The sequence below is a fragment of the Mesorhizobium sp. M0923 genome, assembly GCF_040319365.1.
Classification (GTDB): Bacteria; Pseudomonadota; Alphaproteobacteria; order Rhizobiales; family Rhizobiaceae; genus Mesorhizobium.
On sequence record NZ_JAMYNW010000007.1, the window covers coordinates 214,267 to 239,776 of the forward strand.

Consider the following 25,510-nt stretch of genomic DNA (forward strand, 5'->3'; position numbering starts at 1 on the left):
TTTGAGGTCGTGGCCGGTGAGATGCAGTAATCTCCGTTCTTTCCAAGATGACATATTTGGGCTATCAGTCAACGTCCTTTGTGCTCATCATGAACAAACCTTCGCTTAGAAATTGGCTGATCGACAGGCCGTCCGCGTCGCCGGAGAGCCTGATCGTCCGATGCCTGCGTGAGCGCGGCGTCCTTTCTGCGTCGCAAATTACCCGCATTACCGGTTTGGCGCGGTCGACGGTTTCAACCGCGCTCAATGGCTTGAGAAAATCGGGGATGGTGATCGAATCCTCGGCCCATCATGACGCGGCCAGGGGTATCGGCAGGCCTGCCACGGCATTGACGCTTAATCCCGCTGCGGGCACCTGCGTCGGCATCCATCTGGGCCTCGACGAAATGCGATGCGTCGTCGCCGACGTCTCGCATTCTTTCATTGTCGAACAAACTATCCCCATGGGCCTGGACTACCAGCCGCAGCAGGCGGCGCAGCTCGCCAAGTCAGTAATTGCCCGATGCTATGAAGAGAACGGTCTGCCGATGGCGGGGCTCCTGGGGGTTGGGGTCTCCGTCTCGGGCCCAGTCAGCCGCGAAGGAGTGGTGCTGCGCGCGAGTATCGTTCCGACCTGGGCCGGGGTCAACATCCGCGATGTGTTTGGGCCGACCCTCGAACAGCCGATCTTCGCCGATAATGAGAGCAACTGCTCGGCCATTGCGGAGTTGATGTGGGGTGCGGCCGTCGGCCAAGACGACTTCGTGCTCTTCAAGGTCGATCTGGGCGTCGGCGGGGCCATTGTCCAGCATGGCCGGCTGGTGAGCGGCATCGCCGGCGGCGCCGGCGAATTCGGGCATATCAGCATCGATCCCAGCGGTGACCTTTGCCGGTGCGGCAATCGCGGATGCCTGGAGCTCTATGCCAGCTTTGCCCGGCCGCTCGAGCAGATTTCGCGCATCGTGCGGCGGCCGGTCACGATGGACGACGTGATCATGATGGCCGAGCAGGGCGACGTAAGGGCGCTGCGGATGATCGAGGACACCGCCGAGTTCGCCGGACGTGGGCTCGGCTTGATCGGTTCGGTGCTCAATCCGCCGCTCATTATCATCGGCGGCCGCATGGCCTTGGCGGGCGACATTCTCCTGGCGCCACTGATCGCGTCATATGAACGCCACACGCTCATCAAGTCCCGCGATGTGGCGCCCGCGCTGCGCACGCGGATAATCGTTGGCAAGCACACGGAGAACGATGCATTGCTCGGCGCGGTCGGCCTCGTGCTGCGCCACAACAGCCGACTGCGATGATATGGCTACGTTCCAGGTAAACCTTGCCGTACGAAGGCAGAGGTCATGGGTTCGAATCCCTTCGGGTGCACCAAACACCGCCATTTGCCGCCGCCTACGGCGCACGCGCCGGCCAGAGCACGCCAGCCTAGCAGGGGCGGCGACTGATTGAGTTCGAATCCTTTGAGGCGATGACGGCTCGGCCCTCATTTTGCGACATTTGGGGTCTGGTCGCACGTAAGCGGACATCACACTTCGGCGCCCACGACGCCCCAGCGATCGGCCCAGGATTCCAACGTACCCGCCCAAGGACTATCAGTCTGCATTGATTGGGTCTGCACCTTGTGGCCGTTGCGAGAGTTCAGCGATCAGATGGTCGGCAACGACCCTAACGGAGGGGAGCTGCCCGCGACGATGCGGCATCAGCAGAGTCGTCGCCACGCCACGCGCTGTCCAGTCCGGTAAGATGCGGACAAGCGCGCCGGACTCGATCAGCGGCGCACAGAAGCTGCCCGCCAGGCAAGCCACGCCGAGCCCGGCCCTCGCGGCTTCCCGCAAGGAGACGGTTTCGTTGGCGATATAGCGCGGAGATGGCGTGACCTCCGCAACGACGCCTTGCCCATCGTGAAGCGTCCAGACCCTCTCCGACGACGATGCCATAATCCCATCGAGCCCGTTCGCTTCCTCGGGTCGAGAAGGCATGCCGTTCTTCCGAATATAGTCGAGCGAGGCGACGAGCCAGGCGGGGTCGTAATCGATGCGACGTTGCACGAGTTCGGTATCCGGCAACGGGGCGAAGTGGTTGCGGATGGCGATGTCGAAACCTTCCTGCACGATGTCCACGAACCTGTCGGAGACGTCGAGCATGATGCGGACCTTCGGATAGCTCGCTGCGAGACGCGGGAGGATCGGCGCTAGACGGAACTGGGCGATCGGCAGCGATGCCGTGATCCGCACCGTTCCGCTCGGTTCCGCAAGGCGACCCTTGATCACATGCTCGGCCGCCTCCGCTTCGATCAGCATGGCGGCGGCATGACGATGAAAATCTCGGCCGATCTCGGTCACGGTGAAGCTGCGCGAGGTCCGCTGGACCAGACGCACGCCAATCGCCTTTTCCAGCTCGGAGAGCCGCTTGCTGAGAGTGGACTTGGGGATGCCCAGGGCACGCCCCGCCGCAGCGAAGCCGCCATGATCAACTACTTGAACGAAAACGAGGAGGTCGTTGAGATTCAGCATCCGGAGCTCTCATCGTTCCTAAATGTGGACGATAGGTCTACAGATAACCCACTACTGCTTCTGCGTCCAATATTGCATCTCTTTGTAGCCGCCGCCGTGGGGCGGGGCTGCAATTCGGAACGTAGAAGGACGCACGTACATGGCCAATATCTCGATCCTCGGCCTCGGGGCTATGGGGCAGGCGCTGACCGCCCGATTTCTTTCGCAGGGCCACACGGTCACGGTCTGGAACCGCACGCCCGGCAAGGCCGCATCACTGCTTGCCAAAGGCGCGCGCGAGGTGAAGTCCGCCGCCGACGCGACCGCCGCAAGCGACGTCACCGTGATGTGCGTGCTGGACTATGCCGCGTCGGATTCGGTGATCGATGATGCGGCATCGGCGCTCTCCGGGCGTTCGCTGGTCAATCTGACCAACGGCACGCCGGCACAGGCGCGCGCCACGGCCGAGCGGATTGCCAAGCTGGGCGCCGCCTATCTCGACGGCGGCATCATGGCGACGCCTCCGATGATCGGCGGCGAACATGCGCTTATCCTCTACAGCGGCTCCAAAGCGGCCTTCGATGCGTACGCCCGAACGCTCGAGGCGCTTGGCGCCGCGAACTATCTCGGCGGGGATGCCGGGCTGGCATCGCTGCACGACTTGGCCCTTCTTAGCGGCATGTATGGCCTTTTCGCCGGCTTCTTCCACGCTACCGCGCTCGTAGATTCCGAAGGCATTGGCGCGGGCGCTTTCCTCAAGCTCCTTGGCCCATGGATGACCGCGATGATGGGCGAGCTGCCGGGATATGCGGAGAAGATCGACAGCGGCAGGCATGGCGTGAATGTGGTGTCGAACCTCGGGATGCAGGCCGCCTCACTGGACAACATCCTCACAGCTACCCGGGAGCAGGGCGTCGCCACCGATCTGCTCGACCCCATGCTGGACCTGTTCCGCAAACGGGTGGGAGGCGGATTCGGAGATGAGGATATTTCAGGTGTTTTCGAGCTGATCCGGCGAAAGAGCGGGAAAGGCGGGTGAAGCCGTCGTGGATGGCGCCATATCCCTCGCCGCTGCCGACATTCTCGGCCTCCCGGGGAGGCGGTGCACCAGCGTCCAAAATGAACCCAGCTTCGGGGTTCGCTGCCCGCCGGCAAGCGGTTCGTCATCCTCTCCTCGCGCGGCGATGCGGGATACACTCCCGGCGGTCGGCTGGAATTCGAGTTTTGCACGGGATGATGGCTGGAACACTCGGTCAGGCTCCGCTTGATCCGGACGACTTCCCTGCGTCCTCAATGACGTCGTAGTGGCATACACGCGGATCGAAGGAGAGCAGCTCGGCGACAGCGCCCGGTTCGACGACCGCCTTTTCGACATCTGACCCGGCAAATCTGCCGATGGCCTCCATCGATTGCCACCGGGTCTGCACCTGAAATTCGATTTCGGCATCAACTTTGCGCACGCTCAACTGCGCTCCGAGAAATCCGGCCGTCTGGAGCAATGCCGGAAGGACACTGGTTCTGAAGTGGTTGGGATAACCGTGCGGATTGGACGCCGCGGCGCGAGCGCGCCATTGACGAATAACCATCTTGCTCTCCTCGATGCGTTGCCGCCAAGCAGCGGCATGTGGACCTCAAATATCTAATGCACAACTCTGGCCGCGCTGAGCCAGGCTGGGCAACCACGTCGGCGACGTCAGCCAGCGTATCGTCGTCGACGCGGGGCAACTACAACTCGATTCGCTGTCGGCCCAAGGCGTCGCGGAACTCGATCGGGCCGGGGCGCGCGCTGCTGAGCAGTTCTGGTTTCGTAGACGCGTCTAAGCATCGGCACAGCCTACATATTGACTTGTATGATGCAACCCATATGGCCCGTCGCAGGCTGTGCCGCCTCGCGTTTGCGCATCTGGTAGGGGAGCCGCGACGGCGGCTCCCCAATTCCTCATACCCCGACGTGCACCGGCGCAGGGGCCGGCGTTCTGTCCCGCGAAAGAAGGAGCAGCGCAAGCGTTGCACCGGTGGCGGCGATGATCACACAGGCCCGAAAGCCCGCCGCATACCCTGCGGTCAGTGCTGCGGGGGTATCCGACGTCCCCGTCATCGAGACAGCGACGGTGGCGGTGATAGCTACCCCCAGAGCAGCGCCAATCTGGAACATCGCGCTGTTTATCCCGGACGCGAGGCCTGCGTCGGCTTCCTTGACCTTCGAGAGAGCTGCAACGGAACCGGCAACGGCAGCCATTCCGATACCAGGCCCGAAGGCGATCAAGCCCGGAAGCAGATGCGCGAGGTAGGTGCCTTCGGGAACAATGAAGGTGAAGAGTGCGCACCCAGCGCCCATCAAGAGCATGGCGATCACGGCAATCGCACGCGCCCCGGCCCGGCCGATCCATTTACCCGTCAGTGTTGAGGAGACGATCGACAGGATTGCATAGATCATCGTGCCAAGGCCAACGACAAGCGGCGAGTAACCCAGGACCTTCTGGGCATAAAGCGACACCAAAAGTGCCATGCCGAATACGAGCGCCCCGGCGAAGAGCATGGTCAGGTTCCCGCCGACAAATGAGCGAGACCGAAAGATGGCAAGGGGAACAAGCGGGTTATTCACCCGCCTTTCGATCAACACGAATGCGCCGAGCAGTCCGAGCGTTGCACCCAACAGGCCCAGGGTTTGCGGATGGGCCCAGCCAACGCTGGGAACCTCGGTGATCGCCAGTACGAATGCCACGAGCGCCGCGGTAATCGTCACGGCGCCGCCGAGATCGAAGCCACCGCGGCTGCCGATAGCACGGCTCTCGCGCAGCGTGAACGGGCTGAGCCCCAGGATCATGGCGCAGATGGGGACATTAATGAAGAACACCCAGCGCCAACCGAGCCAATCGGCAAGCGGTCCACCCACCAGCAGCGCGGCGGTGGCCCCGCCGGCTCCCATCGCGGACCATAGCCCCAGGGCTCGATTCCGTTCATTTCCCTCGAAGGTGGTCATGAGGATCGATAGGGCGCTGGGGGTCAATACGGCAGCGGCAATTCCTTGAACAACCCGGGCACCGATGAGAAATCCTGGATTGCCGGAAAGCCCGCACGCCAGCGAGGCGACAAGGAAAGCAGCTGTGCTCGCCATAAACAGGCGCCGCCGACCCAACAGATCCGATACTCGACCCCCGAGAAGAAGAAGCCCGCCCAGAGCCAGCATGTAGGCGCTCATCACCCACTGCACCGCGGATGGGGTGAAACCGAGTTGTGCCTCGATCGAGGGTAAGGCGAGGAGGACGATCTGTCCGTCAAGGCAAACCATAAAGAAGGCTACGCAAAGTACCGCCAATGCAATCCAGCGTCGTGGATCGGGTGCGGCGGAAAAATTCTTGGATGGGATATCCATGGGAAAGTCCTTTTGCTTGCCTGCGGCGCGATAACGCCACGAGGGAGGCGCAAGGTGATTGACTTACCGCCGGTTTGGCAAGTACCTACTATTTTGTAGGTACCCTATCGGAGCGATGTGATGGCAACGAACTTACCTGAAGCCTGCGGCCTGGGGCCGGCATTCCTTGTGATCAGCGGCAAGTGGAAAGGCACGATCCTCTGGCTTTGCCGGAAGCAGCCGCGGCGGTTTGGCGAGTTGCGTCGCCTTATTCCCGACATGAGCGAGAAGATGCTCATCCAGCATTTGCGAGAGATGGTGGCGGACGGACTCCTTGACCGACACGATTTTGGGGAGGTTCCGCCTCGCGTCGCATACTCGTTGACTGACCTAGGTCTGGAGCTGGACGACGCTCTTGCTCCGCTTGCGCACTGGGGTCTCAAGCATTCGGATCGACTGACACGGGATCGACCAATGTCGCTGGTCAAGGCGTAGCGCCTTAGGTGCGGCGGTGTGCTGTGCGCGAGTATCGTTCCGACCTTGTTTGGGCCGACCCTCGAACAGCCGATCTTCGCCGAAAATGAGAGCAACTGCTCGGCCATTGCGGAGTTGATGTGGGGTGCGGCCGTCGGCCAAGACGACTTCGTGCTCCTCAAGGTCGATCTGGGCGTCGGCGGGCCATTGTCCAGCACGGCCGGCTTCGATGATCCGGCTTCGCTTCAGCGGTGCTCTGAGGCTCGTTGTTCCGCACCATTGCGGGTCCGTCACCCGATATCCTTACGCAGCGGCGCGCAGCTCTCGCCAACGATCAGTGCCGGCTGAAAAACGATGTTGCGCACGGGCTCCGACACTCTTTCCTCGATGCGGTCGACGAGCAGGCGCAGCGCTTCGTTGGTCATGTCGGCAATGGGATGTTCCGTTCTCGTCAGTCGCGGCTTCAGGCCTCCGGCGCCTGCGACGGTGTCGGTAGAGGCGACCGAGACGTCTTGCGGACAGCGCAAGCCGAGATCGGCAATGGCGCGCATCACGCCGATCGCCATGACGCCGTTCGCGACATAGATCGCCGTGGGACGGTCGGGCGAACCCATCATGTCGCGGGCCACCGAATAGGCGGCCTCCTCGCGAAATTCGCCGGACCTGACATGGCCAGGCTGCGGAGTTAATCCCCGCGCGGCCATCGCGTCGATCATGCCGTCAAGCCTGCCCTTGCTGGTCGACAGTTGCATCGGCCCGGTGACCGAACCTATGCGGCGATGCCCCAGATCGAGCAGGTAGTCGACCGCCTGCCTGCCGGCTGCCCGATTGTCTATGCTCACCGTATCGGCGCTGTTGCCTTCGATCGGTCGACCTAGAAGAACGGTCGCGATGCCTTCGAACTCATGCGGCTGATATTGATTTGCGGCGCCCACCGGAACCAGAACCATTCCGTCGCAACCGAGGGTGCGAATCCGCGACAGGATGCGCCGTTCGGTGTCGGGCTTTTCATCGCTGTTGAAGAGAACGAGTGAATAACCCCATGCCGCGACCGCTGCCTCGGCCGACCAGACGATGCGTGCGTAAAACGGGTTCGAGAGATCGGCCACCGCAAGGGCGATCAGCTGGCTGCGGTTGCGACGCAGATTGCGGGCGGCCAGCGACGGTTCATAGCGCAGCTCGCGAATGGCGGTGACGACGCGAGCCCTCAGCTCGGGACTGACAAAGGCCGTATCGTTCATGACGGCCGAAACCGTCGCAGTCGATACGCCTGCCGTTCTGGCGACGTCTTTGATGGTGGCCATTTTGCCCCGATAGCTAATCGTTTCGCTGAACTTTGGTTCAGATTTATCCCTGTGTCCAGCGGATTCATGCTTGCATTGGACTGCGTTTTGCAGGACGTTAGCGAAACGGTTTGCTATCAAGGGGCTCTGACGGCAGACTAGGCGAAGGGAGGAACACCATGAAAAATCTAGCTTGCATTATTGCCGCAGGAGCGCTCTCGCTGGCGACGGCCAGCGCTGCCGCGCAGGACAAGCCGCTTCTTGGCGTTGTGTCGATAAGCGCCACCGAGGCCAACAATGTCCGCTACATCCAGGGCGCGACGAAGGCCGCCGACGAGCTTGGCTGGAAGACCAACGTCGTGGATGCCGCCGGCAGCGCCGACCAGGCGAACGCGGCGATCCAGAATTTCGCGCAGCTCAAGGCGGATGCGATCATCGACATGGTGTTTCCCTATTCGTCGATCGGCGCCGGTCTGGCCGCCGCAGGCGACGCTGGAATACCTGTGGTGACCTGGGGCGGCGGGCTCGGCTCGACCGTTGCCGCAACCAACGGCTCGGGCGGCCCGATGGCGATTCCGGTCGTGGATCTGATGGTCAAGAAGATGGACGGCAAGGGCTCGATACTGGCGCTCACCTACCGGACCGGCGAAGTCTGCCGGAACCGCGAAGTCGTCATGGACGAGATCGTCGCCAAACACCCCGAGATCACCGTCACCAAGAACGAGGTGCGTATTCCCGGCTATTTCGAGGACGGCGCCCAGTACGCCAATGCGTGGCTGGCGTCGCATCCGGCCGGCAAGGAAAACCTGGCGATCTGGGGATGCTGGGACGACCCGGCGATTGGCGCTATCGGCTCGTTGCGCGCCCAGGGGCGCGACGACGTTCTCGTCTACGGCATCAACGGCAATGCCCAGGCGCTGGAGAACATCAAGAATGGCTTCATGACCGCCACGGCCTGGCAGGACAGCTTCACCGAGGGCTACAACATGGTCAAGATGTTGAAGGACATCAAGGACGCAGGCGGCGCATGGCAAGCCAAGGCAGCCGAGGTTCCGGCGGTGCTGGTGACCAAGGAAACCGTCGACGCCTTCCTCAAGGACCATCCGGAAGCCATAAAGTAGGACTTGGTTTGGCGGCGGCGTTCACAAGAGGTGCGCCGCAGCCGGGCGGCGCTGAAATGACGGTCCCATTGCTGGTCGCACGCGATATCGCAAAGGCCTTCGGCGGCACCCAAGCGCTGAAGGGCGTATCGCTCGATATTGCGCCGGGTGAAATCCATGGCCTTGTCGGCGCCAACGGTGCAGGCAAGTCGACCTTCATCCGCATCCTCGCCGGACTGAACCACCCCGACGCCGGTCGTATCGAGCTCGACGGCCGCCGCCAGGAGATTGGCACGCCGCAGCGGGCGACCGAACTCGGCATGAGCTTCATCCATCAGGAGCTTGCGTTCGTGCCGGGCATGACCGTGCTGCAGAACATCATGCTGGGCGTCCCGAAGAAAACGCGCTTCGGGCTGACCGATTGGCGTGCAATCGCGCGTGACGTTGCGCCGATCGCCGGTCGCGTCGGCATATCGGCGCCGCTCAACGCCAGCGTGAAGGGACTTTCGACGGCCGAGATATGGCTGATCAACATTTGCCGCGCCCTGGTGCGCAAGGCGCGCCTGATCGTCATGGACGAACCGACCGCATCGCTTGCCGCAGGTGAAGCGGAACGGCTGTTTGCGATTGTCCGCGATCTTTCCGCGTCAGGGGTGTCGGTGCTCTACATCTCGCACCGGCTGGACGAGATCCTGAACCTGTGCACGCGCGTGTCGGTCTTCCGCGATGGCCGCTCCGTCGCCGAACTCGCCGGAGACGCGCTCCACCGCCCCGCGCTGGTCGAGGCGATCGTCGGCGGTGCAATTCGCGACACTCAAAGGACGGCCACCGCAAGGGCACGCGGCGGTGTCGTGCTGGAAGCGAAGAACCTGACGCGGGTGCCGAAAGTCCGCGGCGTCAGCCTTGAGCTTCACGCCGGCGAAGTGTTGGGCATCGGCGGCCTTGTCGGCGCCGGACGAACGGAGCTCGCGCGGCTGCTTTTCGGGGCGGACCGGCCGGACAGCGGCGAGATGGCGCTGATGGGCCGGCCCTATACGCCCTCTTCCCCCGCGGCGGCCGTCCAGGTGGGGCTTGGGCTGGTCCCGGAGGAGCGCCGGGCGGAAGCGCTCTTCCTGTCCAAGAGTATCGCCTTCAATCTGAGCATCGCCAATCTCGACAGGGTCGCTTTCGGTCGCTACCTGCCGCTGATGAACCGCCGCGCCCGCACGTCTATGGCCGGCGAGATGATCCGCGCCCTGTCGATAAAGGCGCGGAACGCGAGCACGCCGGTCGGCCGTCTCAGCGGCGGCAATCAGCAGAAGGTGGCGATCGGCCGCTGGCTCCAACGCATACCGAAGGTGCTGATCCTCGACGAGCCGACGCGAGGCGTCGATATCGGAGCGCGCACCGAGATCCACCGACTGATCCGCCAGCAAGCCGAGGCAGGAATGGCGGTTCTGGTGATTTCGTCGGAACCGGACGAGTTGCCTGAGCTGTGCGATCGCGTTCTGGTGATGGCGGAAGGCCGCATCGTTCGCGAGCTGACCGGCCTAGCCATGTCGCGGAAGGCAATCGTCGAGGCAAGCTATGTCGAACCCTAAGCACTGATGGAGGACCATCCCTGATGAGCGATGTTGCGATAAGCGCCCGGCGTCTGTCGCCCGGAACCAAGGCGGCGCTCGGTATCTTTGCCCGCTATGGGACGATCATTGGGCTTCTGGCGATGATCGTCACGTTTTCGATCCTGTCGCCCGCCGCCTTTCCAACCGTGGGCAATTTCACCAATGTGCTGAACCAGGCTTCGCTGGCCATGATCATTGCCGGCGGGCTGACACTGGCCGTTGTCGTTGGCGAACTCGATCTCTCCATAGGCTTTGCCGCCAGCCTGCACGGCATTCTGATCACCGGCTTCGTCGTCCACGACAAGCTGCCAATCCCGCTTGCGGTGGTCATCGTCATCGCGCTGGGCGCGGTGATCGGTCTGGTCAACGGCTTCATCGTCACCAAGATCAAGGTCAATTCCGTCATTGCGACGCTGGGCGTCGGAACGATCCTTACAGGCCTGGCCTTCGCCTATTCCGCCGGCGTTCCCATTGTGGCGGGCGTGCCGGAGGCATTTCTCCAGCTTTCCCTTGGCCGCTGGCTGTTCGGCATTCCCAACAACATCATCGTCATGATCCTCGTTCTCGGCGGGCTTTGGGTGCTGGTCGAGCGAACGCCGCTCGGCCAGGAGATCCAGGCCGTGGGCGGCAATGCGGTGGCTGCCCGCCTTGCCGGCGTGAATGTCGATCGTATCAAGATCCTCGGTTTCGTCATTTCGGGAATGTGCGCGGCGCTGACCGGAATACTGCTTGCCTCGCGTCTCGGCAGCGGCACGGCCAGCGCCGCGGACTCCTACTTGCTCACCGCATTCGCGGCTGTGTTCCTTGGTTCGGCGACGCTGCGTGACGGGGAATTCCATGTGCTCGGCACATTGGTCGGCGCTCTCATCATCGCCTTCGGCTTCAACGGCCTCAACATTTTCGGCGCCCCGACCTTCTCGCAATATGTGTTGCAGGGCGCCATCCTGATCATTGCCGTGGGCATGGCGAGCCTGGGCCGCTCGCTGGCGGAACGCTGAAGGAGAAAGCATGACAAGCGAAAACACGCATTGGGAGGTTTACGTCGTCGAATTCGCCCGATCGAAGCAGCAGCCCTGGGTGGATCTCGTCGCAGGCATGTATGACGATGGCAAGGTCGATCTGCCCTTCTCCTTTGTCCTGCTACGCCATGGCGACCGCAACGTGCTGGTCGACACCGGCTTCATTCAGGAAACGAGCACAGCCTTCTCGCTGAAGTTCGACATTCCCCACTGGATTTCGCCGGTTCGCATGCTGGCCGAGCTTGGCATTGCAGCCGGCGCGATCACCGACATTTTTGTGACCCATGCGCATTTCGATCACATGGGATCGATCGCCGAGTTCCCGAATGCAAATCTCTATATCCAGAAAAGCGAATTGCTGTCCTGGTATGAGGCGATCGCATTGCCGCCGCGGTTCGGTTATCTCACCGCCATCATCGATCCCGACACGTTGCGCGCCGCCCTTGATGCATCGGTCGAACACCGCGTTTCGCTGATCGATGGCGACAAGGACGACGTGCTGCCGGGCATCCATGTACGGCTGGGAAGCGGCCACACGATCGGACAGCAATTCGTCATCGTCCAGTCCGCGCGGGGCAAACTGGTCGTCTCCGGCGACTGTGTCTATTCGAAGCGCCAGATCACCGGACACAAGCACGACGGCGTCTATGCGCCGCTGAACAATGCCGTCGGCAGTGTTTGGGAGCAGCTGAAGACCATCGACCGCATCAACACCGCGATCGGCGGCGATCTTGGGCAACTGATCGTCCTGCACGACATAGAGCGATGGAAGGGTCTGCCGGTCATTGCGGAAGTCGAAGGGTTCCGGATCGTCAGGGCCGGATAGGAAAATCGAAGGCGGCCTTCGCGGCAGCCTCTTCGTACGGAGCTCGACCGGTGACGCAGCTCTCATGGGCCGCTCCGGCCGAAAGGACTGTCAAAGACTTACGAATTGCTGGCCGAAGCGACGGTGCTGAGGTTCGCTAAGCTACACGCACCGTGCGCTGCCTCGGCTTGATCGCGGTGGCGAGCAGCAGGCCGGCGACGATGAAGGCGGCGCCGGCGAGATCGTAGTCGTGCAAGCTTTCGCCAAGGAACAGATAAGCGAGCACGGCGACGAAGGCGGTCTGCAGATAGAGCAGCATGCTGGCGCGCCCGGCGCCAAGCGTCTCGACGCTGCGGTTGTAGAGATAGTACATCAGAGCGCCGCCCGGGCCGGCAACATAGGCGAGGGCCAGAAGGCCGTTCGCATGCAGCGCCGAACGATCCCCGGAAAACAGTTCCCAGAGATAGAGAGGCAGTGCGGCCAGCGCGCCGGCTCCCAGCAGCAGGACCACCATCGGCAGAAGCTCAATGCCGAATTTCGCGCGACGCAGCAGCACGGTGTAGAGGCCCCAGCAAAGCGCGCTGCCGACGATCCACAACTCGCCGGGATTGAACCGTAGCTGCATCAGCGCGGCAAGGTCGCCGCGCGCCACGATCACCACCATCCCAGCCAGAGCGACCAGCGCTCCAAGCGCTTTCCAGACACCGAGGGGCTCGCCAAGCACGAAGCGGGCAAGCACCATGGTCATGATCGGCGACAGCGCCATGATGATGCCGGCGGTTGTCGCGTTGGTGTAGTTGAGGCCCGTGTAGATCATGCCCTGACACAAGGTCAGCCCGATGGCGCCGATGGCCAGCACCTCGATCACCCGGGATTGGATCAGCACGAGCATCGCCCCGTGATGACGATGGACGATAGGCAGCAGGATCGCGCAGGCGAGCGTCAGCCGCCAGAAGCAGAGCGCCCAAGGCGGCATCTCGGGGGCAACCCACTTGGCGGCAATATAGACGCCGGCGGACAGGAGCCAGCAGAGCGTCGCGAGGGAATAGGCGAGCGGAAGTGATGCGCCGGGTGTCGCCTTAGCTACATTTGGCTGTGCTATCGGCAGTGATTGGATATCCGTCTCCTCCCATCGCAGACTTTAGCAGATTTGCAGCGTCTTGCTAAGCAGCAACAACAGCTGGTTCACCGGCTGGTGCAATCGGTGGGTCATTGTGGGTCCCGCCGTTCACGGTCTCGTTCCATTCGAACGCATGTTGGCCCATGAGCAACTCGATACCGAAAAGCGCAAGCCGTATCGATTTCGCGCGATACGAATCTGAGATTCATATTGCGCGACAGATATTCGCGCGGTTGCCACAATCTTCTCGCGCCATATTTCTGCCGAGAGCAGATCTGTCGCGAATTCCTGGCCCTCGGATCCGAGCGCCGCTGTTTTTTTCGAAGCAATTGGAAGAATAAGCCACTGACTTCCGTTTGCACAAAGAGCGCGACACATATCCATGCGGAGGACGTCCGATGCATGCCGGCTTCCGAGGGAGCGTACTCGTAGCGGTGTTGGGCGCCGTCATGGCAAGCTGCGCCGGCATCCCGGCGCAAAAAACCGGGGCAATAACCGGCTATGGCCCCAACCCCACTTTACCGAAACCAAGACCGACGCTGATCCCGACTGTTAACATCGCCGAGGCGAAAGGCTGGCAGAAAGGAGGTATGCCGACCCCGGCGAAGGGGCTGACAGTGAACGCCTTCGCCACCGGCCTCGACCATCCGCGCTGGCTGCATGTGCTTCCGAACGGCGACGTTCTGGTTGCTGAAACCAATGCCCCTGCCAAGCATGACGAAGGCTTCAGTCTTAGAAAGGTCTTCATGGACCTGGCTATGAAGCGGGCTGGCGCCGCGACCAAAAGCGCCAATCGCATCACGCTGCTGCGCGACACCGATGGCGACGGCATTGCGGATGTGGGCACGACGTTCGCGGAAGGCCTCAATTCGCCCTTCGGCATGACGCTGTCCAAAGGCAAGCTCTTTGTCGCGAACACCGACGCGCTCGTCGCTTTCCTCTACTCCAATGGCCAGACCCGAGTCAGCACGTCGCCGGAAAAGATCATCGACTTGCCGGCCGGGGACCTCAACCATCATTGGACCAAGGACGTGATCGCAAGTCCGGATGGACGCAAGCTCTATGTCACCGTTGGTTCCAACAGCAACGTTGGAGAAAACGGCATAGCCGCGGAGAAGAACCGCGCCACTGTCCTTGAAGTGGATCGGTCGACCCGCCGCACGCGGGTCTTCGCCTCGGGCCTGCGCAACCCGAACGGGCTCTCCTGGAATCCTGAAACTGGCGAGCTTTGGGTCGCCGTGAACGAGCGTGACGAGATCGGCGACGATCTCGTGCCGGATTACATGACCTCGGTTCGTGACGGCGCTTTCTACGGCTGGCCATACAGCTACTACGGACAGAACGTCGACGAACGCGCTAAGCCGCAGCGCCCCGATCTCGTGGCGACGGCGGTCAAGCCCGATTACGCCCTGGGCTCTCATACCGCCTCGCTGGGACTGACCTTCTCCAAAGGCGCCCGGCTCGGTCCGACCTACGGCAACGGCGCCTTCGTCGGCCAGCACGGCTCGTGGAATAGAAGCGTGCACAGCGGCTACAAGGTGATCTTCGTGCCGTTCCATGGCGGCAAACCGAGCGGTCCTCCGAAAGATGTGCTCACTGGCTTCATCGGGCGTAATGGCGAGGCGATGGGCCGTCCGGTCGGCGTTGCTATCGATCAGACTGGCGCACTGCTCGTCGCCGACGACGTCGGTAACGTCATCTGGCGGGTCCGCCGGGCGAATGGCCGTTGAGCGCAGGTGCCTTTCTGATTCCGACCTCACCAGCCTTCGGCTACAGCGCCACGCCCGATATGGCTGCATTCGGCTACGATCTCGATGCATATGGCAGGCTGAGCGACCCGAGACATAGGTGACATTTTGTACCGGATACATGGGTAACACTTTTGGCTTTTGGCCGGAGGCATTTGGCTCGTCAGCTTCATGCACTATGATCTGGGATATCTCGACCTGGAACAGAGGACGTTGCAGACCATCGGCAATCCGTTCGGCACGAGATTGTCACCCATGTCTTAGGTACAAACTGTTACCCATGTCTCCGGGCTGGACAAATATCTGAATTTGGTAGCGGGAGACCGCTACATCGCAATACCCACTATCGAAGACGCGTCTTCCATTTTCGCCGGCATGCGGCGTAGCTGCAAACTACGAATCTGGGGTCAGGAGTTCGAATCTCTCCGGGCGCGCCAACATTTCAATGACTTAGAAGGACATCGCAGACTAGAGAGAGAAATTAGTCTGCGATTTAGTCTGCGGAGTTCATCGTCTTTCTCTGGTCTCGACATGTGAACGACGGAGAGTTCCTAGCCAAGGGTCCAGTCGCTAGGCTGATGCGCTCACCTCTCGACGTGAACGGTGCGCTGAGGCTTCTAACCAGGATTACACCTGCCGTAGCAGTAGGGAAGCTGAACGTCCGAAGTTGGCGCAATCGCGCAGTTCCCGAAACGAAAAGTCTGACCCGCAGACGACGAACGTCTGCCGCGACGTCAACGTCGGCTTTGCGGGGGCCTCGCCCTACGCCGGAATCCGTTTCGGCAACAAGGCACGAGCCCGGGATCCCAAACAACAACTGCAGAGGAGAGCGCTTTGATCCGGCGTTGCGTACAGGATCGAATGACGCAACGGGTCGACTGCCGCACACTTGTGCCAGGAAGCGGATCGCCAGATTTGGCTCGAGAGCAGGCATTTCGGACTTTTGGGATAAGTCCGGTTCGGGGCATAGTTCATGCCGATGCTCGCGGGGCGCTTGAAGGTCTGGCTCTGACCTTCCGAGCCACGGAGCCGCAACTCCACTTTCGGCTACAGAACTGCTGGCCAACTCCAAGTTCAGATTCTGCCCAAAATGAGCGCCGCCAAGGAGAAGATGACCTTCGCCGATCTGGAGCCGCTGATCTGTGACGCGGACAACGTGGCCGACGTCTTGCTGACCATGCTGGAGGTCTTTTCCACAGTACCTGACGGGAATTTCGTTCTGACCCAAGCGAGGGGGAGCGCCTTTTCTTCATTGCCACCATTGCAGAGCAGATGACGCGGAAGGTTAAGAACGCCTACTACGAAACCCTCGGGGGCGCCGCGTCATGACCGCGCCTTCAGATGACCTCGACGACCTGCAATTCGATACTGGGAACCTGCACCACTTGCTCGAAGTGCTCTATGGCCAGACCATGGAACAGGAGTTCGAGCGCGACGGGAAGAGGGTCGCTTTGGCGGACCAAATAAGCGCGCTGGCCATGATCGCCCGCGACCTCGCCGAACGTCTGAACGAAGCGGCTGGAGCGTATATCGACAACGCGATGGCCGACGCCAAGGCCAGAAAGGCGGCATCATGAGCGCCGTCCCGACCGTCGAACCGTTCTGCGTCTCTGACACGTTCGTCACTGGTGCCGGCCCACTCCAATTTATGGGCGACAATCTCAGGCTGACGCTGCATGTCCTGCAGCGCTCGACTTATGACGGCGGCACAGAAAATGCCGTGGTGTCAAAGATTGTTGGAAGTCGCACCGATATGCTGAAAATCGCCGCCGCCATTCTCAGTGCTTGCAACTCCCGGTCAACGCCAGCGGACAGAGCGGTGGAAAACTTCATGGAGTTCCTTGAAGGGCCCGCTGGGCGCCACTGAACCGGCACCCAGACGGAACTGCTAAGCCCGCCGCCTCACGGTGGCGGGCTTTTTCCTTGCGTGTTCCTGTCGCTTTTGTCACTCCCCGCCTGCAGCAGCGTATTTTTTCGCCACTAAATCTCCGTCCTTAAGCTTCTTAACGGTAGTGGTAACATACCCGCTCTTTAGATCCGGCTTTGATCCATCATAGTGGACAGACCAAAGGTCATATATCCTTTTTCCAGAACGCCAAAATTTGTTGCAGTCCCTGTAGATTTTTGGATCACCCTTTGGCTTATTCTTGGCGCACATCTCATTACCACTTACGCTCCAAGTGCCCTTAAAAGTTGCCGTTACCTTAGGTTTGCCAAAGATTCCTTTGGTTGTGCCGTCAGATGCATAGTAAATGCTAGAGACGTCATAAATACCGGTCTTGCCTGAATATATCGCCTTGACCTCGGCTGCGGTTAATTCGACCGCGTCCTTCGGCAGCTTGCCGGCCCATGCGGACGCACACACAAAACTAGTCAAAGCGCCGCCTAACAGAAAAATTGCAAATGCACGCATAAAGACCTCCCTCTCTTTGCCCAAGCAATGACTAATTTAGCATTTCCTCAGAGGAGAATCGAGGCAGGAAATCGCCGACGTGAGGCACTTGCGCTGGCACACCCCGCTGCGCTGCGGCGCCTGCGGGTCGGGCATGTCGGTCAAGGACAGGATGGGTCGCCTGACGCGCATCATGTGCACGCGCGCCAAGGAATCGCGCTCATGCACCAATGTCAGGCCCTATGCGCTCGATCATATCGAAGCGACGGTCATCGACGGGTTGCGCGCCAGGTTGAACGACAAGGCGCTGATCGACCACTATGTCGCCGCCTACAATGACGAGCATCAAAAGCTCTATTCGGGGCAGGGCGCCTCGCGAAAAGGCCGCCCAGCGGCTCGACGCCGCCAGGCGCGAATACGACCGCGTGCTGAACGCCTATGTCAAAGGCATGATTTCGGAAGCCGAAGCCGAGCAGCGCTTGCCAATGCTACGCGAGGAGCGCCAGCACCTCGAGGGCGAGCTCGCCGTGCTGCCGCAGCCGCCGAAGGTCGTGACGCTGAAGCCGGCGCTTGTCGCCCGCTACATCCGCGATCTGGAAGCGCTCGCCGCCGCGATCGGAGAGAATGGCTTCGTCTCGGAAGAAGCCAAGAAGATCGTCCGCGACGTCGTGTCGACCGTGACAGTCTACCCGCCGAAGGCAGGCGAGCAGCCATCGATCCTGATTGATGGATACCTGTCAAACATGGTCGACCAAGGCCTTGGCCACCTCGTCTCCGTTCGGGGGGAGCGATGGTAGCGGGAGAGCGCTACCGCCTTTCCCCAGACCCTATAATTTACCAGTTCAGGCTTCGTTGCTGCGGTTGAGTAGAGCCGTCTGCTGGGAATCAAATTCGGGGGTCAGCAGTCTAATCTCTTCGGTCGTGCCAGATATCTTAAACGAATCAAAATCCAGCGCTTTGGTCCGGTGTTGAAAGGCAGCTTCGCGCCTGATTTCGGTCATAGAGATCAGCTTCGCCGCGTCCTGAAAGCAGACATCGCAAGCGAGGACTCCGGAGGTCGCGGTGCGCAGATCGTGGCCGTTACCGCGCCGCCGATTTTCTGGAGTGATAAGCCGCGCCCGACGCGGCGAATTCGTAACCCTACTCGGCGGCCGTCTCCGATGGCGCCTCTGCCGGCCCCGAAGGCTCGGCCTCGGCACGGGGCTTGCGCCGTGAAAACAGCGACCTGAGCGTGACGTAGAACACCGGCGTCAGGAACAGGCCGACGAAGGTGACGCCGAGCATGCCGGAGAACACCGCGGTGCCCAGCGACTGGCGCATTTCTGCGCCCGGGCCCGTTGCGATCATCAGCGGCACGACGCCGAGGATGAACGAGAAAGCGGTCATCAGGATCGGCCGCAGCCTGAGCCGGCAGGCTTCGACGGCAGCCTCGGCGGCCGACAGGCCGCGTTCCTGCGCCTGGCGCGCGAATTCGACGATCAGGATCGCGTTCTTGGCGGCAAGCCCGATCAGCACGATGAGGCCGATCTGCACGAGGATGTTGTTGTCCAGCCCTCGGAAAGACACGCCGAGCAACGCCGCGAGCACGCCGAGCGGCACCACCAGCACAATGGCGAACGGCAGCACCCAGCTTTCATATTGCGCCGCCAGCGCCAGGAACACGAACAGCACCGACAGTCCGAAGATATAGACAGCGGCATTGCCGGTGTTGCGCTCCTGATAGGCGAGCTCGGTCCATTCATAGGAGGTACCGGCCGGCAGCGTCTTTGCCGTGATCCCTTCCATCAATGCCAGCGCGTCGCCCGTGGAAACGCCGGGCGCGGCGTTGCCCTGCAGCGGCACCGAGACGTACATGTTGTAGCGCTGGACCAGCGCCGGGCCGGTGACGTCGCGGATCTCGATCAACGTGCCGAGCGGAACCAGCGCGCCGGTCGCCGAGCGCACCTTCAGTTTCAAGATGTCGGCGCGATCGAGGCGGAACGCCTGGTCGGCCTGCGCCCGCACCTGGTAGACGCGCCCGAAAGCGTTGAAGTCGTTGACGTAGGCGGTGCCCAAATTGATCGACAGCGTCTCGAAGATGTTGGGGATCGGCACGTTCAGGATGCGCGCCTTGTCGCGATCGATCGCCAGGAAGAATTGCGGGCTCGACGCGGAGAACGTGGTGAACACGCCCGTCAGCCCCGGCGTCTTGTTGGCCATGCCGGCGATTTCGTTGGCAAGCGCCAGGATCTGCCGCATGTCGGCGCTGTTGCGCTCCTGGATCTGCAGCTTGAAGCCGCCGGCATTGCCGACGCCGCGGATCGGCGGCGGCGGCAGTGCGATAATGAAGGCTTCCTTGATGCTTTGCAGGCTGCCGAACAGATTGCCGATGACCTGGGTCGCCGACTGGCCGGCTTTCAGTCGCTCGTCAAACGGCTTGAACCTGGCGAAGATCACGCCCGCGTTGCTGGCGTTGGTGAAGGTCGCGCCGGAGAAGCCGGCGAAGGCGACTGCGTAGTCGACGCCTGGCGTTTTCTGGATGATCTGCGACGCCTGCTGGATGACCGCATCGGTCCTCGACAGCGAGGCGCCGTCCGGCAACTGGACGACGACGATCGCATAGCCCTGGTCGAGCGACGGAATGAAACCGCGCGGCACCGCCTGCACCATGTAGACCGTGGCGTAGATGAGGGCCGCGAAAACGGCCAGCATGGCGGCGATCGTTATCCACGACCCGACCAGCACGCGGATGATGCTCGAATACCAGTGGGCGACGCTGTCGAAGCCGCGATTGAAGCCGTCGGCGAGCGCCCGTCCGAACCGCGCCAAGAAAAAGCGCGGCGGCGCCGCCGCAGCGTGATGCGGCTTGAACAGCAGTGCCGCCAGCGCCGGCGAAAGCGTCAGCGAATTGAATGCCGAGATCGCCGTCGACACCGCGATGGTGATCGCAAACTGCAGGTAGAACTGCCCAGAAATGCCGGGGATGAAGGCTGTCGGTACGAACACGGCTATCAGCACCAGCGAGATCGCGATGACCGCCGTTCCGACTTCGTCCATGGTCAGGTGCGACGCCGGATTGGGCGCCAGCCCTCTGGCGATATTGCGCTCGACGTTCTCGACCACGACGATCGCATCGTCGACGACGATGCCGATCGCCAGAACGAGGCCGAACAGCGTCAGCATGTTGAGCGAGAAGCCGGCGGCGTAAAGCACCGCCAGCGTGCCGATCAGCGACACGGGGATCGCCACGATCGGCACGATCGCCATGCGCCACGATTGCAGGAAGACGATGATGACGATGATGACCAGCAGCATCGCCTCGAGGATTGTCTTGTATACCTCCTGGATCGACTCGGCGACGAACTCGGTCGGATTGTAGACGATGTCGTAGCTCAACCCCTTCGGGAAGTCGCGGGAAAGCTCCTTCATCTTGTCCTGGATCTCCGCGGCTGCGGCGAGCGCATTGGTGCTCGGCCGCTGGAAGATGGCGAGCGCCACGGCCGGTTTGCCGTTGAGATAGGAGTTGGTGACGTAATCCTTGGCGCCGAGCTCGATGCGCGCCACGTCCTGCAGCGAGATCAGACGGCCGTCGTCGGTCGATTTGACGATCACGTATCGGAAGTCGCGTGCGTCGTTGAAGCGGCCTTGCGTGGTGACCGTGTACTGGAACGCCGTGCCGGTGCTGGTCGGCGGCGCGCCGATCGAGCCACCCGACACCTGGACGTTCTGGTCGCGCAGCGCCTGCACCACATCGCCCGAGGTCATCCCCAGGGCTGACAGTTTTTCCGGATCGAGCCAGATGCGCAGCGAATATTCGCGTTCGCCGAAGATGATGAGGTCGCCGACGCCGTCGAGTCTGAGCAGTATGTCGCGCACCCGCGAGCGGGCGTAGTTCGAGACGTAGAGCTGGTCGTAGGTATTGTCGGGCGACAGCATATGCACGACCATCATCAGGTCGGGCGAGGTCTTGGTGGTGGTGATGCCGAGGCGGCGGACTTCTTCGGGCAGGCGCGGCTCGGCGACCGACACGCGGTTCTGCACCAGCACCTGCGCCTGGTCGAGATCGGTGCCCAGCTTGAAGGTGATGGTCAGCGCCATCGCCCCGTCGCCCGATGAATAGGACGACATGTAGTGCATGCCCTCGACGCCGTTGATCTCCTGCTCGATCGGCGTTGCCACCGTCGCTGCGACCGTCTCGGCGTCGGCGCCCGGATACTGCGCGCGAACGACGATGGTCGGCGGCGCGATCTCGGGATATTGCGCGACCGGGAGCTGGGTATAAGCAATCCCGCCGAGGATCAGCAGGACGATCGAAACGACCGATGCGAAGATCGGACGGTCGACGAAGAAATGTGCGAACCTCATTGCTGCAACTCGGCGGTCTCGGCCTTGGGCGGCAACGTCACCATCTCGACCTTCACCTTGGTGCCGGGCCTGGCGTGCATCAGCCCGTTGACGATGATCGTCTCGTCGCCGGTCAGGCCCGCGCGGATCACCCGGTAGCCGTCGAGAAGCGGGCCGGTGCGCACAGGCTTGGCCGACACCATCCCGGCCTCATCCACCAGGAACACGATGCGGCGATCCTGATCGGCGCCGATCGCCTTGTCGGGCACCAGCACGCCGCTATGCGGCAGCGACCCCGGCACGTTGATGCGCCCAAACATGCCTGGCTGGAGAATGCCGTCGGCGTTGGGAAAACTTGCACGCACCCGCATGGTGCCGGTCGCGTTGTCGATCCGGTTCTCGGCAAAATCGAGCTTGCCTTTGAATACCGCCTCCGCGCGGTCGGCGACGCGAACCACCACCTCGAGCCCGCCGGCGCCTTCCTGCATGCTGCCGCCACGCTCCTTCGCGTCGCGGGCGTAGCTGAAATACAGGCGCTCATCGACGTCGAAATAGAAGTCGATCGGATCGCGCGTAACGATGGTCGTCAGCAAGGTGGAATCCGGCTGCACGAGGTTGCCGACCGACACCAGCCGGCGGTCGATGCGGCCGGACAAGGGCGCCTTGATCTCGGTGAATTCCATGTTCAGGCTGGCCGTCGTCAGCGCAGCCGTCGCGCCCTGCATTTGCGCCTGCGCCGAAAGGTATTCCCGCCGGCGGTCGTCGACCGTCGCGGTTGAGATATTGCCGGTCTTGGCGAGTTCGTCGGCGCGATCCAGCTGCATCTTGGAGAATTCGAGCAGACTCTTGGCGACGTCCACTTGCGATTTGGCGGCATCATAAGCCGCCTGGTACGGACGCTGGTCGATGGTGAAGAGCAGGTCGCCCTTGTTGACCAGTGCGCCGTCCTGGAAACTGACCTTGTCCAGATAGCCGCTGACGCGCGAACGGATGGCGACCTGGTCGACGGCTTCGAAGCGCCCGACGAACTCGTCGTCCTCGACGATTTCACGGACCACCGGCTTGGCCGCCGTCACCACGGGAAGCTGCTGGTCCTGCGCAAACGCAGTGCTGCTGAAAGCCATGCCGAGCAGGAATGCCGTCGACATGGCGGCGCGGGCAAGCCAGCCGGCCGATCGACGGGGTCGCCCGCCCGCGTCGCGATGCAATTGCCCATTCTCTGGGGTGTCCATTTGCGTCCTCGCTCGCTGGACCGGAGGTCGGTTGATCCGCTTCTACGCTCAGGCTTCTCGTCGAGATCAGAGCACTGCAGTGTTGTGCATGGCAACATGATCATTTTCCATGTGGGCTGAAATGTCCACCCTGTGGCTGCCCCGCCACCGGGCTAAAAGTCAGTCGCGAATTAAGGGATTCAGGATTCCTTTGATGGACGGCCTATGATTCATATTGGTCGAAGGAGACCGATATGGGCATTACCACGCCGGCCGGATTCTAATGGACTGCAACACTTCGGCATCGAGCAGTGCGTTGACATATCCCTCCCGCTGCAGCCGTTGTTCCGTCTCGCTCGTTGAAGACGATACATCGACACAAAGAACCAGTTCGAGATCCACCGAGGAAACCTGCTCCGCCGTGGCCGACAGCGACGTTGTCAGGCTCACCGCCACAGCGAATAGCACGCCTCGTGCCCGTTCGGGTTTTCTCCGACCAGCGAAGCGTGGAATGAAGGACATCATCTCGGCGCGTCCATCCGGTTGGTCAAACGGGAGGATGCTGCGGCGGCAATTGCACGCGGCGTCAGCCGCGAAACCGCGCGCACCCCAACTCGGCGACGGAAATGAAAAACCCGCCAAGGGGCGGGTCTAAATTACGTTTATGGTAGCGAGAGCCCGTTTTGCTGCTTCCCCCCCGAATGTTCCAATACCATTCGGCTGCCAGGACTCGGTCAGGAAGTAAGACCTCCATGCGCCTTCAGAATCCTGGCTTCTTGCAGCAGCGATGCACGATCGGTGCCAACCATGTCGATCAGGTCTCGAGCAAATCAGTTATGTGCGCGGCCGTCTCAACATCGTGCCGATGCGGAGGCGGACATGAGCGTGGCCCTACTGATGCCGCGCGAGCCGGTCCATGGGTGCGTTTGCTTCGGCCAACCTAGCCAGCGCTTGCTCGACTTTTTGAGCCGAGGCGTCTGTGCGCTGGATATGCCTCACCATTTCCCGCCTCAGCTGCGCGAGCCTTGCTGCGCGAAATACGTCGCCGTATCTCGCAGTTTCAAGGTGGAGGGTCGCGAGCCTCATGGGCGACGATTCCAATTATCTCGCAGTAGAATTCGCGGAGCCGACTTTCGTTCCGATGTCCGACCTTACGCTCGCAAAGGGCTGGCCGGAAGGCCGGGACGAGATCGTCCGATGATGCTGCTCAGTCGACCTGCTCAATCTCCGGACCTGGTTCAGTCGGCAGACCTGCCCGCAAAAGGCAAAGACAAACCTTCCGACCAGTGGAAGACCGTGACGCGGGAACGTGTCGAGCGGCTCGTCAACGCCTATCGCTCGGCAGAAAAGTCAGGCAACTAGAAAGCGCGTTCTGGTCTGCGGTCCAAGTCGAGATGATCAGGCAGTCCTGTCGTGGCAGTCAGCCCGGAGGGACCGCTGCGTGACCCGTGCGAACTCTGTCAGCGCTGCAGGGATCGATCTTCGTCAGCCGCGATCTCGCCTCTACCACGCGCCGTTGCGCGGCCTGTATTCTTCTGCACATCGCGAGATTCTCGGCCAGCATTTCTTCAGTGCGTTGAAGCGCGAGCTCGGTCCGGTGAATGCGCTGCCTGGCGTTGGCAACTTCTGACGTCAAAATATCGGCCGCCATCCCGTGGCCGTGGGGTTCCATAGTGTCCATTGATTTCTAATACATGGGGGCCGATATCGTTCCCTGATTTCGGGCGAAACGGCGGGCCGCAGACGGGCGGCGACACATTTTGAATCATTACCGTTAGGAGCCCGGAAGAAGAAAGTAGACGACGAAGTGATTGTTCGCCTCATTGATAGGTTGTCCGTTTAGCCCGCACTAGGCTGTGTCAGAGCGGGGCGGTTAGAATGCCGGCGTGACAGGCCAGTGAAAAGGCCATTCTGATCAACGACAGTTTCGATTGTTCGTCAGGCCGAATTCGCACGAAAATGGACAAAAGTTGAAACCAGAACCCCCAGGCCATGGTCTATCAAAGACCGAGGCCAGTGTTAGCGGCAATCAATCTTCGACCATCTCAAAATTGGAGCCGGAGATGTTGCGAACTCGCCAGTTGTGGCCTGCATTAGCCAATTCTGTGTTTAGCCACTTGGCAGGAGGAAGCTCTAGTCCTGCCATCATACGAGAAGTTATGCCGTCGTGGCTTAGGACGTACAGTCCGGCAAATTGCCGGACGATTTCAACGCGATTGGCGATTAGGTCCTTTTGAGCAGCATCCTTATCAACGGCCTTCGTCGTCGCGCTCAATCTCTCTTCAACTTCGGCCTGCAGTTTCGCGGGCACAGTAAGAAGTTTCGACACAAAGAAAATCGCCGCCAGCACCGTTGTCATACCTACGGCCGCCACAAGCTTTACTAGCGCTCCGGACATATCGCCAAGGAAATACCAAGTGGCAAAAAACACAGCGAAAAGCGGAGCCAGAGTAACTAGAATGCGCTCCCAATTGTTCCATCTGACCGATGCGAGACTTTCCCGCCAGGCGCGCTTTGCAATGGTCTTCCAGTAGGTCTTGGTCATTGCCGGTTCATAGCAGAATCGAGTTTCCAATTCAAACTGAGGGCAGATAGGCGT

Annotated in this window: 26 protein-coding genes and 2 pseudogenes; 17 read left to right on the forward strand and 11 right to left on the reverse strand. The window is 61.5% G+C overall.

The annotated features are described in order from the left end of the window. Nucleotides 1-89 precede the first annotated feature (89 nt). Nucleotides 90-1,286: an ROK family transcriptional regulator gene (locus tag NKH89_RS14750; protein WP_352590704.1), complete on the forward strand. Its 1,197-nt coding sequence runs from the start codon at nucleotides 90-92 to the stop codon at nucleotides 1,284-1,286. Between the two features lie 294 nt (nucleotides 1,287-1,580). On the opposite strand, the gene NKH89_RS14755 is transcribed toward NKH89_RS14750, so the two are convergent. Then, the gene (locus tag NKH89_RS14755) at nucleotides 1,581-2,501 is read right to left on the reverse strand and encodes a LysR substrate-binding domain-containing protein (protein ID WP_352858846.1); all 921 of its coding nucleotides are present in this window, start codon (nucleotides 2,499-2,501) and stop codon (nucleotides 1,581-1,583) included. Between the two features lie 139 nt (nucleotides 2,502-2,640). Here NKH89_RS14755 and NKH89_RS14760 point away from each other — a divergent pair, with 139 nt between their 5' ends. After that, nucleotides 2,641-3,519 carry an NAD(P)-dependent oxidoreductase gene (locus NKH89_RS14760; RefSeq protein WP_352909206.1) on the forward strand — a complete coding sequence of 293 codons (879 nt, stop codon included), beginning with the start codon at nucleotides 2,641-2,643 and terminating at the stop codon, nucleotides 3,517-3,519. A 214-nt stretch (nucleotides 3,520-3,733) separates the two neighbouring features. On the opposite strand, the gene NKH89_RS14765 is transcribed toward NKH89_RS14760, so the two are convergent. Together NKH89_RS14765 and NKH89_RS14770 are read right to left on the reverse strand one after the other, a co-directional pair. Continuing rightward, nucleotides 3,734-4,066 (reverse strand): antibiotic biosynthesis monooxygenase family protein, encoded by a 333-nt coding sequence (locus tag NKH89_RS14765; RefSeq protein WP_352482021.1) that lies wholly within the window; start codon nucleotides 4,064-4,066, stop codon nucleotides 3,734-3,736. A gap of 353 nt (nucleotides 4,067-4,419) precedes the next feature. Then, nucleotides 4,420-5,856 carry an MFS transporter gene (locus NKH89_RS14770; RefSeq protein ID WP_352909207.1) on the reverse strand — a complete coding sequence of 479 codons (1,437 nt, stop codon included), beginning with the start codon at nucleotides 5,854-5,856 and terminating at the stop codon, nucleotides 4,420-4,422. 120 nt (nucleotides 5,857-5,976) lie between these two features. Here NKH89_RS14770 and NKH89_RS14775 point away from each other — a divergent pair, with 120 nt between their 5' ends. Both NKH89_RS14775 and NKH89_RS14780 read left to right on the forward strand, forming a co-directional pair. Then, entirely contained in the window at nucleotides 5,977-6,330 is a 354-nt protein-coding gene (locus NKH89_RS14775; RefSeq protein ID WP_023720297.1) for a winged helix-turn-helix transcriptional regulator, read from the forward strand. A gap of 18 nt (nucleotides 6,331-6,348) precedes the next feature. Then, on the forward strand, nucleotides 6,349-6,657 hold the full coding sequence (locus NKH89_RS14780) for an ROK family protein (protein WP_156948117.1): 309 nt from the start codon (nucleotides 6,349-6,351) through the stop codon (nucleotides 6,655-6,657). On the opposite strand, the gene NKH89_RS14785 is transcribed toward NKH89_RS14780, so the two are convergent. Further along, on the reverse strand, nucleotides 6,600-7,613 hold the full coding sequence (locus NKH89_RS14785; protein ID WP_023720298.1) for a LacI family DNA-binding transcriptional regulator: 1,014 nt from the start codon (nucleotides 7,611-7,613) through the stop codon (nucleotides 6,600-6,602). The two genes, NKH89_RS14780 and NKH89_RS14785, sit on opposite strands and share 58 nt — an antisense overlap. Before the next feature lie 158 nt (nucleotides 7,614-7,771). Here NKH89_RS14785 and NKH89_RS14790 point away from each other — a divergent pair, with 158 nt between their 5' ends. Genes NKH89_RS14790 through NKH89_RS14805 form a run of 4 tightly spaced genes read left to right on the forward strand, consistent with a single transcriptional unit; the run spans nucleotide 7,772 to nucleotide 12,138 of the window. After that, a complete protein-coding gene (locus NKH89_RS14790; protein WP_023720299.1) occupies nucleotides 7,772-8,713 on the forward strand; it encodes a sugar ABC transporter substrate-binding protein in 942 nt (313 codons plus the stop codon). A gap of 56 nt (nucleotides 8,714-8,769) precedes the next feature. Continuing rightward, complete coding sequence (locus NKH89_RS14795; protein ID WP_023720300.1) at nucleotides 8,770-10,272, forward strand: sugar ABC transporter ATP-binding protein; 1,503 nt, start codon at nucleotides 8,770-8,772, stop codon at nucleotides 10,270-10,272. A 23-nt stretch (nucleotides 10,273-10,295) separates the two neighbouring features. Next, nucleotides 10,296-11,291: an ABC transporter permease gene (locus NKH89_RS14800; protein WP_352482025.1), complete on the forward strand. Its 996-nt coding sequence runs from the start codon at nucleotides 10,296-10,298 to the stop codon at nucleotides 11,289-11,291. Nucleotides 11,292-11,301: 10 nt separating this feature from the next. Next, nucleotides 11,302-12,138, forward strand: coding sequence for an N-acyl homoserine lactonase family protein (locus NKH89_RS14805; RefSeq protein WP_023720302.1), 837 nt, complete (start codon nucleotides 11,302-11,304; stop codon nucleotides 12,136-12,138). Between the two features lie 136 nt (nucleotides 12,139-12,274). Here NKH89_RS14805 and NKH89_RS14810 read toward each other — a convergent pair whose 3' ends face one another. Continuing rightward, entirely contained in the window at nucleotides 12,275-13,234 is a 960-nt protein-coding gene (locus NKH89_RS14810) for a DMT family transporter (protein WP_352515704.1), read from the reverse strand. Between the two features lie 401 nt (nucleotides 13,235-13,635). Between NKH89_RS14810 and NKH89_RS14815 the strand changes: the two genes are divergently transcribed. The 5 genes and pseudogenes from NKH89_RS14815 to NKH89_RS14830 all read left to right on the forward strand — a co-directional run bounded on the left by NKH89_RS14815 (nucleotide 13,636) and on the right by NKH89_RS14830 (nucleotide 16,852). Beyond that, the gene (locus NKH89_RS14815; RefSeq protein ID WP_023720304.1) at nucleotides 13,636-14,967 is read left to right on the forward strand and encodes a PQQ-dependent sugar dehydrogenase; all 1,332 of its coding nucleotides are present in this window, start codon (nucleotides 13,636-13,638) and stop codon (nucleotides 14,965-14,967) included. Nucleotides 14,968-15,135: 168 nt separating this feature from the next. Continuing rightward, nucleotides 15,136-15,249, forward strand: a pseudogene (locus tag NKH89_RS35835) (transposase); the annotation flags it as partial. A gap of 826 nt (nucleotides 15,250-16,075) precedes the next feature. Continuing rightward, nucleotides 16,076-16,261 carry a hypothetical protein gene (locus tag NKH89_RS14820; RefSeq protein WP_023720306.1) on the forward strand — a complete coding sequence of 62 codons (186 nt, stop codon included), beginning with the start codon at nucleotides 16,076-16,078 and terminating at the stop codon, nucleotides 16,259-16,261. 49 nt (nucleotides 16,262-16,310) lie between these two features. After that, nucleotides 16,311-16,562 (forward strand): hypothetical protein, encoded by a 252-nt coding sequence (locus NKH89_RS14825; protein ID WP_352909209.1) that lies wholly within the window; start codon nucleotides 16,311-16,313, stop codon nucleotides 16,560-16,562. Next, nucleotides 16,559-16,852 (forward strand): hypothetical protein, encoded by a 294-nt coding sequence (locus NKH89_RS14830; RefSeq protein WP_352482028.1) that lies wholly within the window; start codon nucleotides 16,559-16,561, stop codon nucleotides 16,850-16,852. The genes NKH89_RS14825 and NKH89_RS14830 overlap by 4 nt, the downstream gene beginning before the upstream one ends. A gap of 78 nt (nucleotides 16,853-16,930) precedes the next feature. Here the strand turns inward: NKH89_RS14830 and NKH89_RS14835 are convergent, their stop codons facing one another. Continuing rightward, nucleotides 16,931-17,398, reverse strand: a complete 468-nt coding sequence (locus NKH89_RS14835) for a DUF995 domain-containing protein (RefSeq protein ID WP_156948081.1) — start codon at nucleotides 17,396-17,398, stop codon at nucleotides 16,931-16,933. Nucleotides 17,399-17,477: 79 nt separating this feature from the next. On the opposite strand from NKH89_RS14835, the pseudogene NKH89_RS14840 reads away from it, so the two are divergent. Then, nucleotides 17,478-17,651, forward strand: a pseudogene (locus NKH89_RS14840) (recombinase zinc ribbon domain-containing protein); the annotation flags it as partial. Between the two features lie 61 nt (nucleotides 17,652-17,712). Further along, nucleotides 17,713-18,174, forward strand: coding sequence for a hypothetical protein (locus tag NKH89_RS14845; protein WP_352494800.1), 462 nt, complete (start codon nucleotides 17,713-17,715; stop codon nucleotides 18,172-18,174). A 45-nt stretch (nucleotides 18,175-18,219) separates the two neighbouring features. Here NKH89_RS14845 and NKH89_RS14850 read toward each other — a convergent pair whose 3' ends face one another. From NKH89_RS14850 to NKH89_RS14865, 4 genes are all read right to left on the reverse strand, one after another. Continuing rightward, nucleotides 18,220-18,378, reverse strand: a complete 159-nt coding sequence (locus NKH89_RS14850) for a hypothetical protein (protein ID WP_352482029.1) — start codon at nucleotides 18,376-18,378, stop codon at nucleotides 18,220-18,222. A gap of 139 nt (nucleotides 18,379-18,517) precedes the next feature. Beyond that, nucleotides 18,518-21,721 (reverse strand): efflux RND transporter permease subunit, encoded by a 3,204-nt coding sequence (locus NKH89_RS14855; RefSeq protein WP_352909211.1) that lies wholly within the window; start codon nucleotides 21,719-21,721, stop codon nucleotides 18,518-18,520. Beyond that, nucleotides 21,718-22,848 (reverse strand): efflux RND transporter periplasmic adaptor subunit, encoded by a 1,131-nt coding sequence (locus NKH89_RS14860; protein WP_352494795.1) that lies wholly within the window; start codon nucleotides 22,846-22,848, stop codon nucleotides 21,718-21,720. Before NKH89_RS14860 ends, NKH89_RS14855 begins: the two co-directional genes overlap by 4 nt. Before the next feature lie 324 nt (nucleotides 22,849-23,172). Continuing rightward, nucleotides 23,173-23,436: a DUF1194 domain-containing protein gene (locus NKH89_RS14865; RefSeq protein ID WP_352482031.1), complete on the reverse strand. Its 264-nt coding sequence runs from the start codon at nucleotides 23,434-23,436 to the stop codon at nucleotides 23,173-23,175. A 672-nt stretch (nucleotides 23,437-24,108) separates the two neighbouring features. Here NKH89_RS14865 and NKH89_RS14870 point away from each other — a divergent pair. Further along, entirely contained in the window at nucleotides 24,109-24,273 is a 165-nt protein-coding gene (locus tag NKH89_RS14870) for a hypothetical protein (protein ID WP_023719283.1), read from the forward strand. Nucleotides 24,274-24,352: 79 nt separating this feature from the next. Further along, complete coding sequence (locus NKH89_RS14875; protein WP_352482032.1) at nucleotides 24,353-24,541, forward strand: hypothetical protein; 189 nt, start codon at nucleotides 24,353-24,355, stop codon at nucleotides 24,539-24,541. 399 nt (nucleotides 24,542-24,940) lie between these two features. On the opposite strand, the gene NKH89_RS14880 is transcribed toward NKH89_RS14875, so the two are convergent. Then, the gene (locus tag NKH89_RS14880) at nucleotides 24,941-25,456 is read right to left on the reverse strand and encodes a hypothetical protein (RefSeq protein WP_023719281.1); all 516 of its coding nucleotides are present in this window, start codon (nucleotides 25,454-25,456) and stop codon (nucleotides 24,941-24,943) included. Nucleotides 25,457-25,510: the final 54 nt, after the last annotated feature.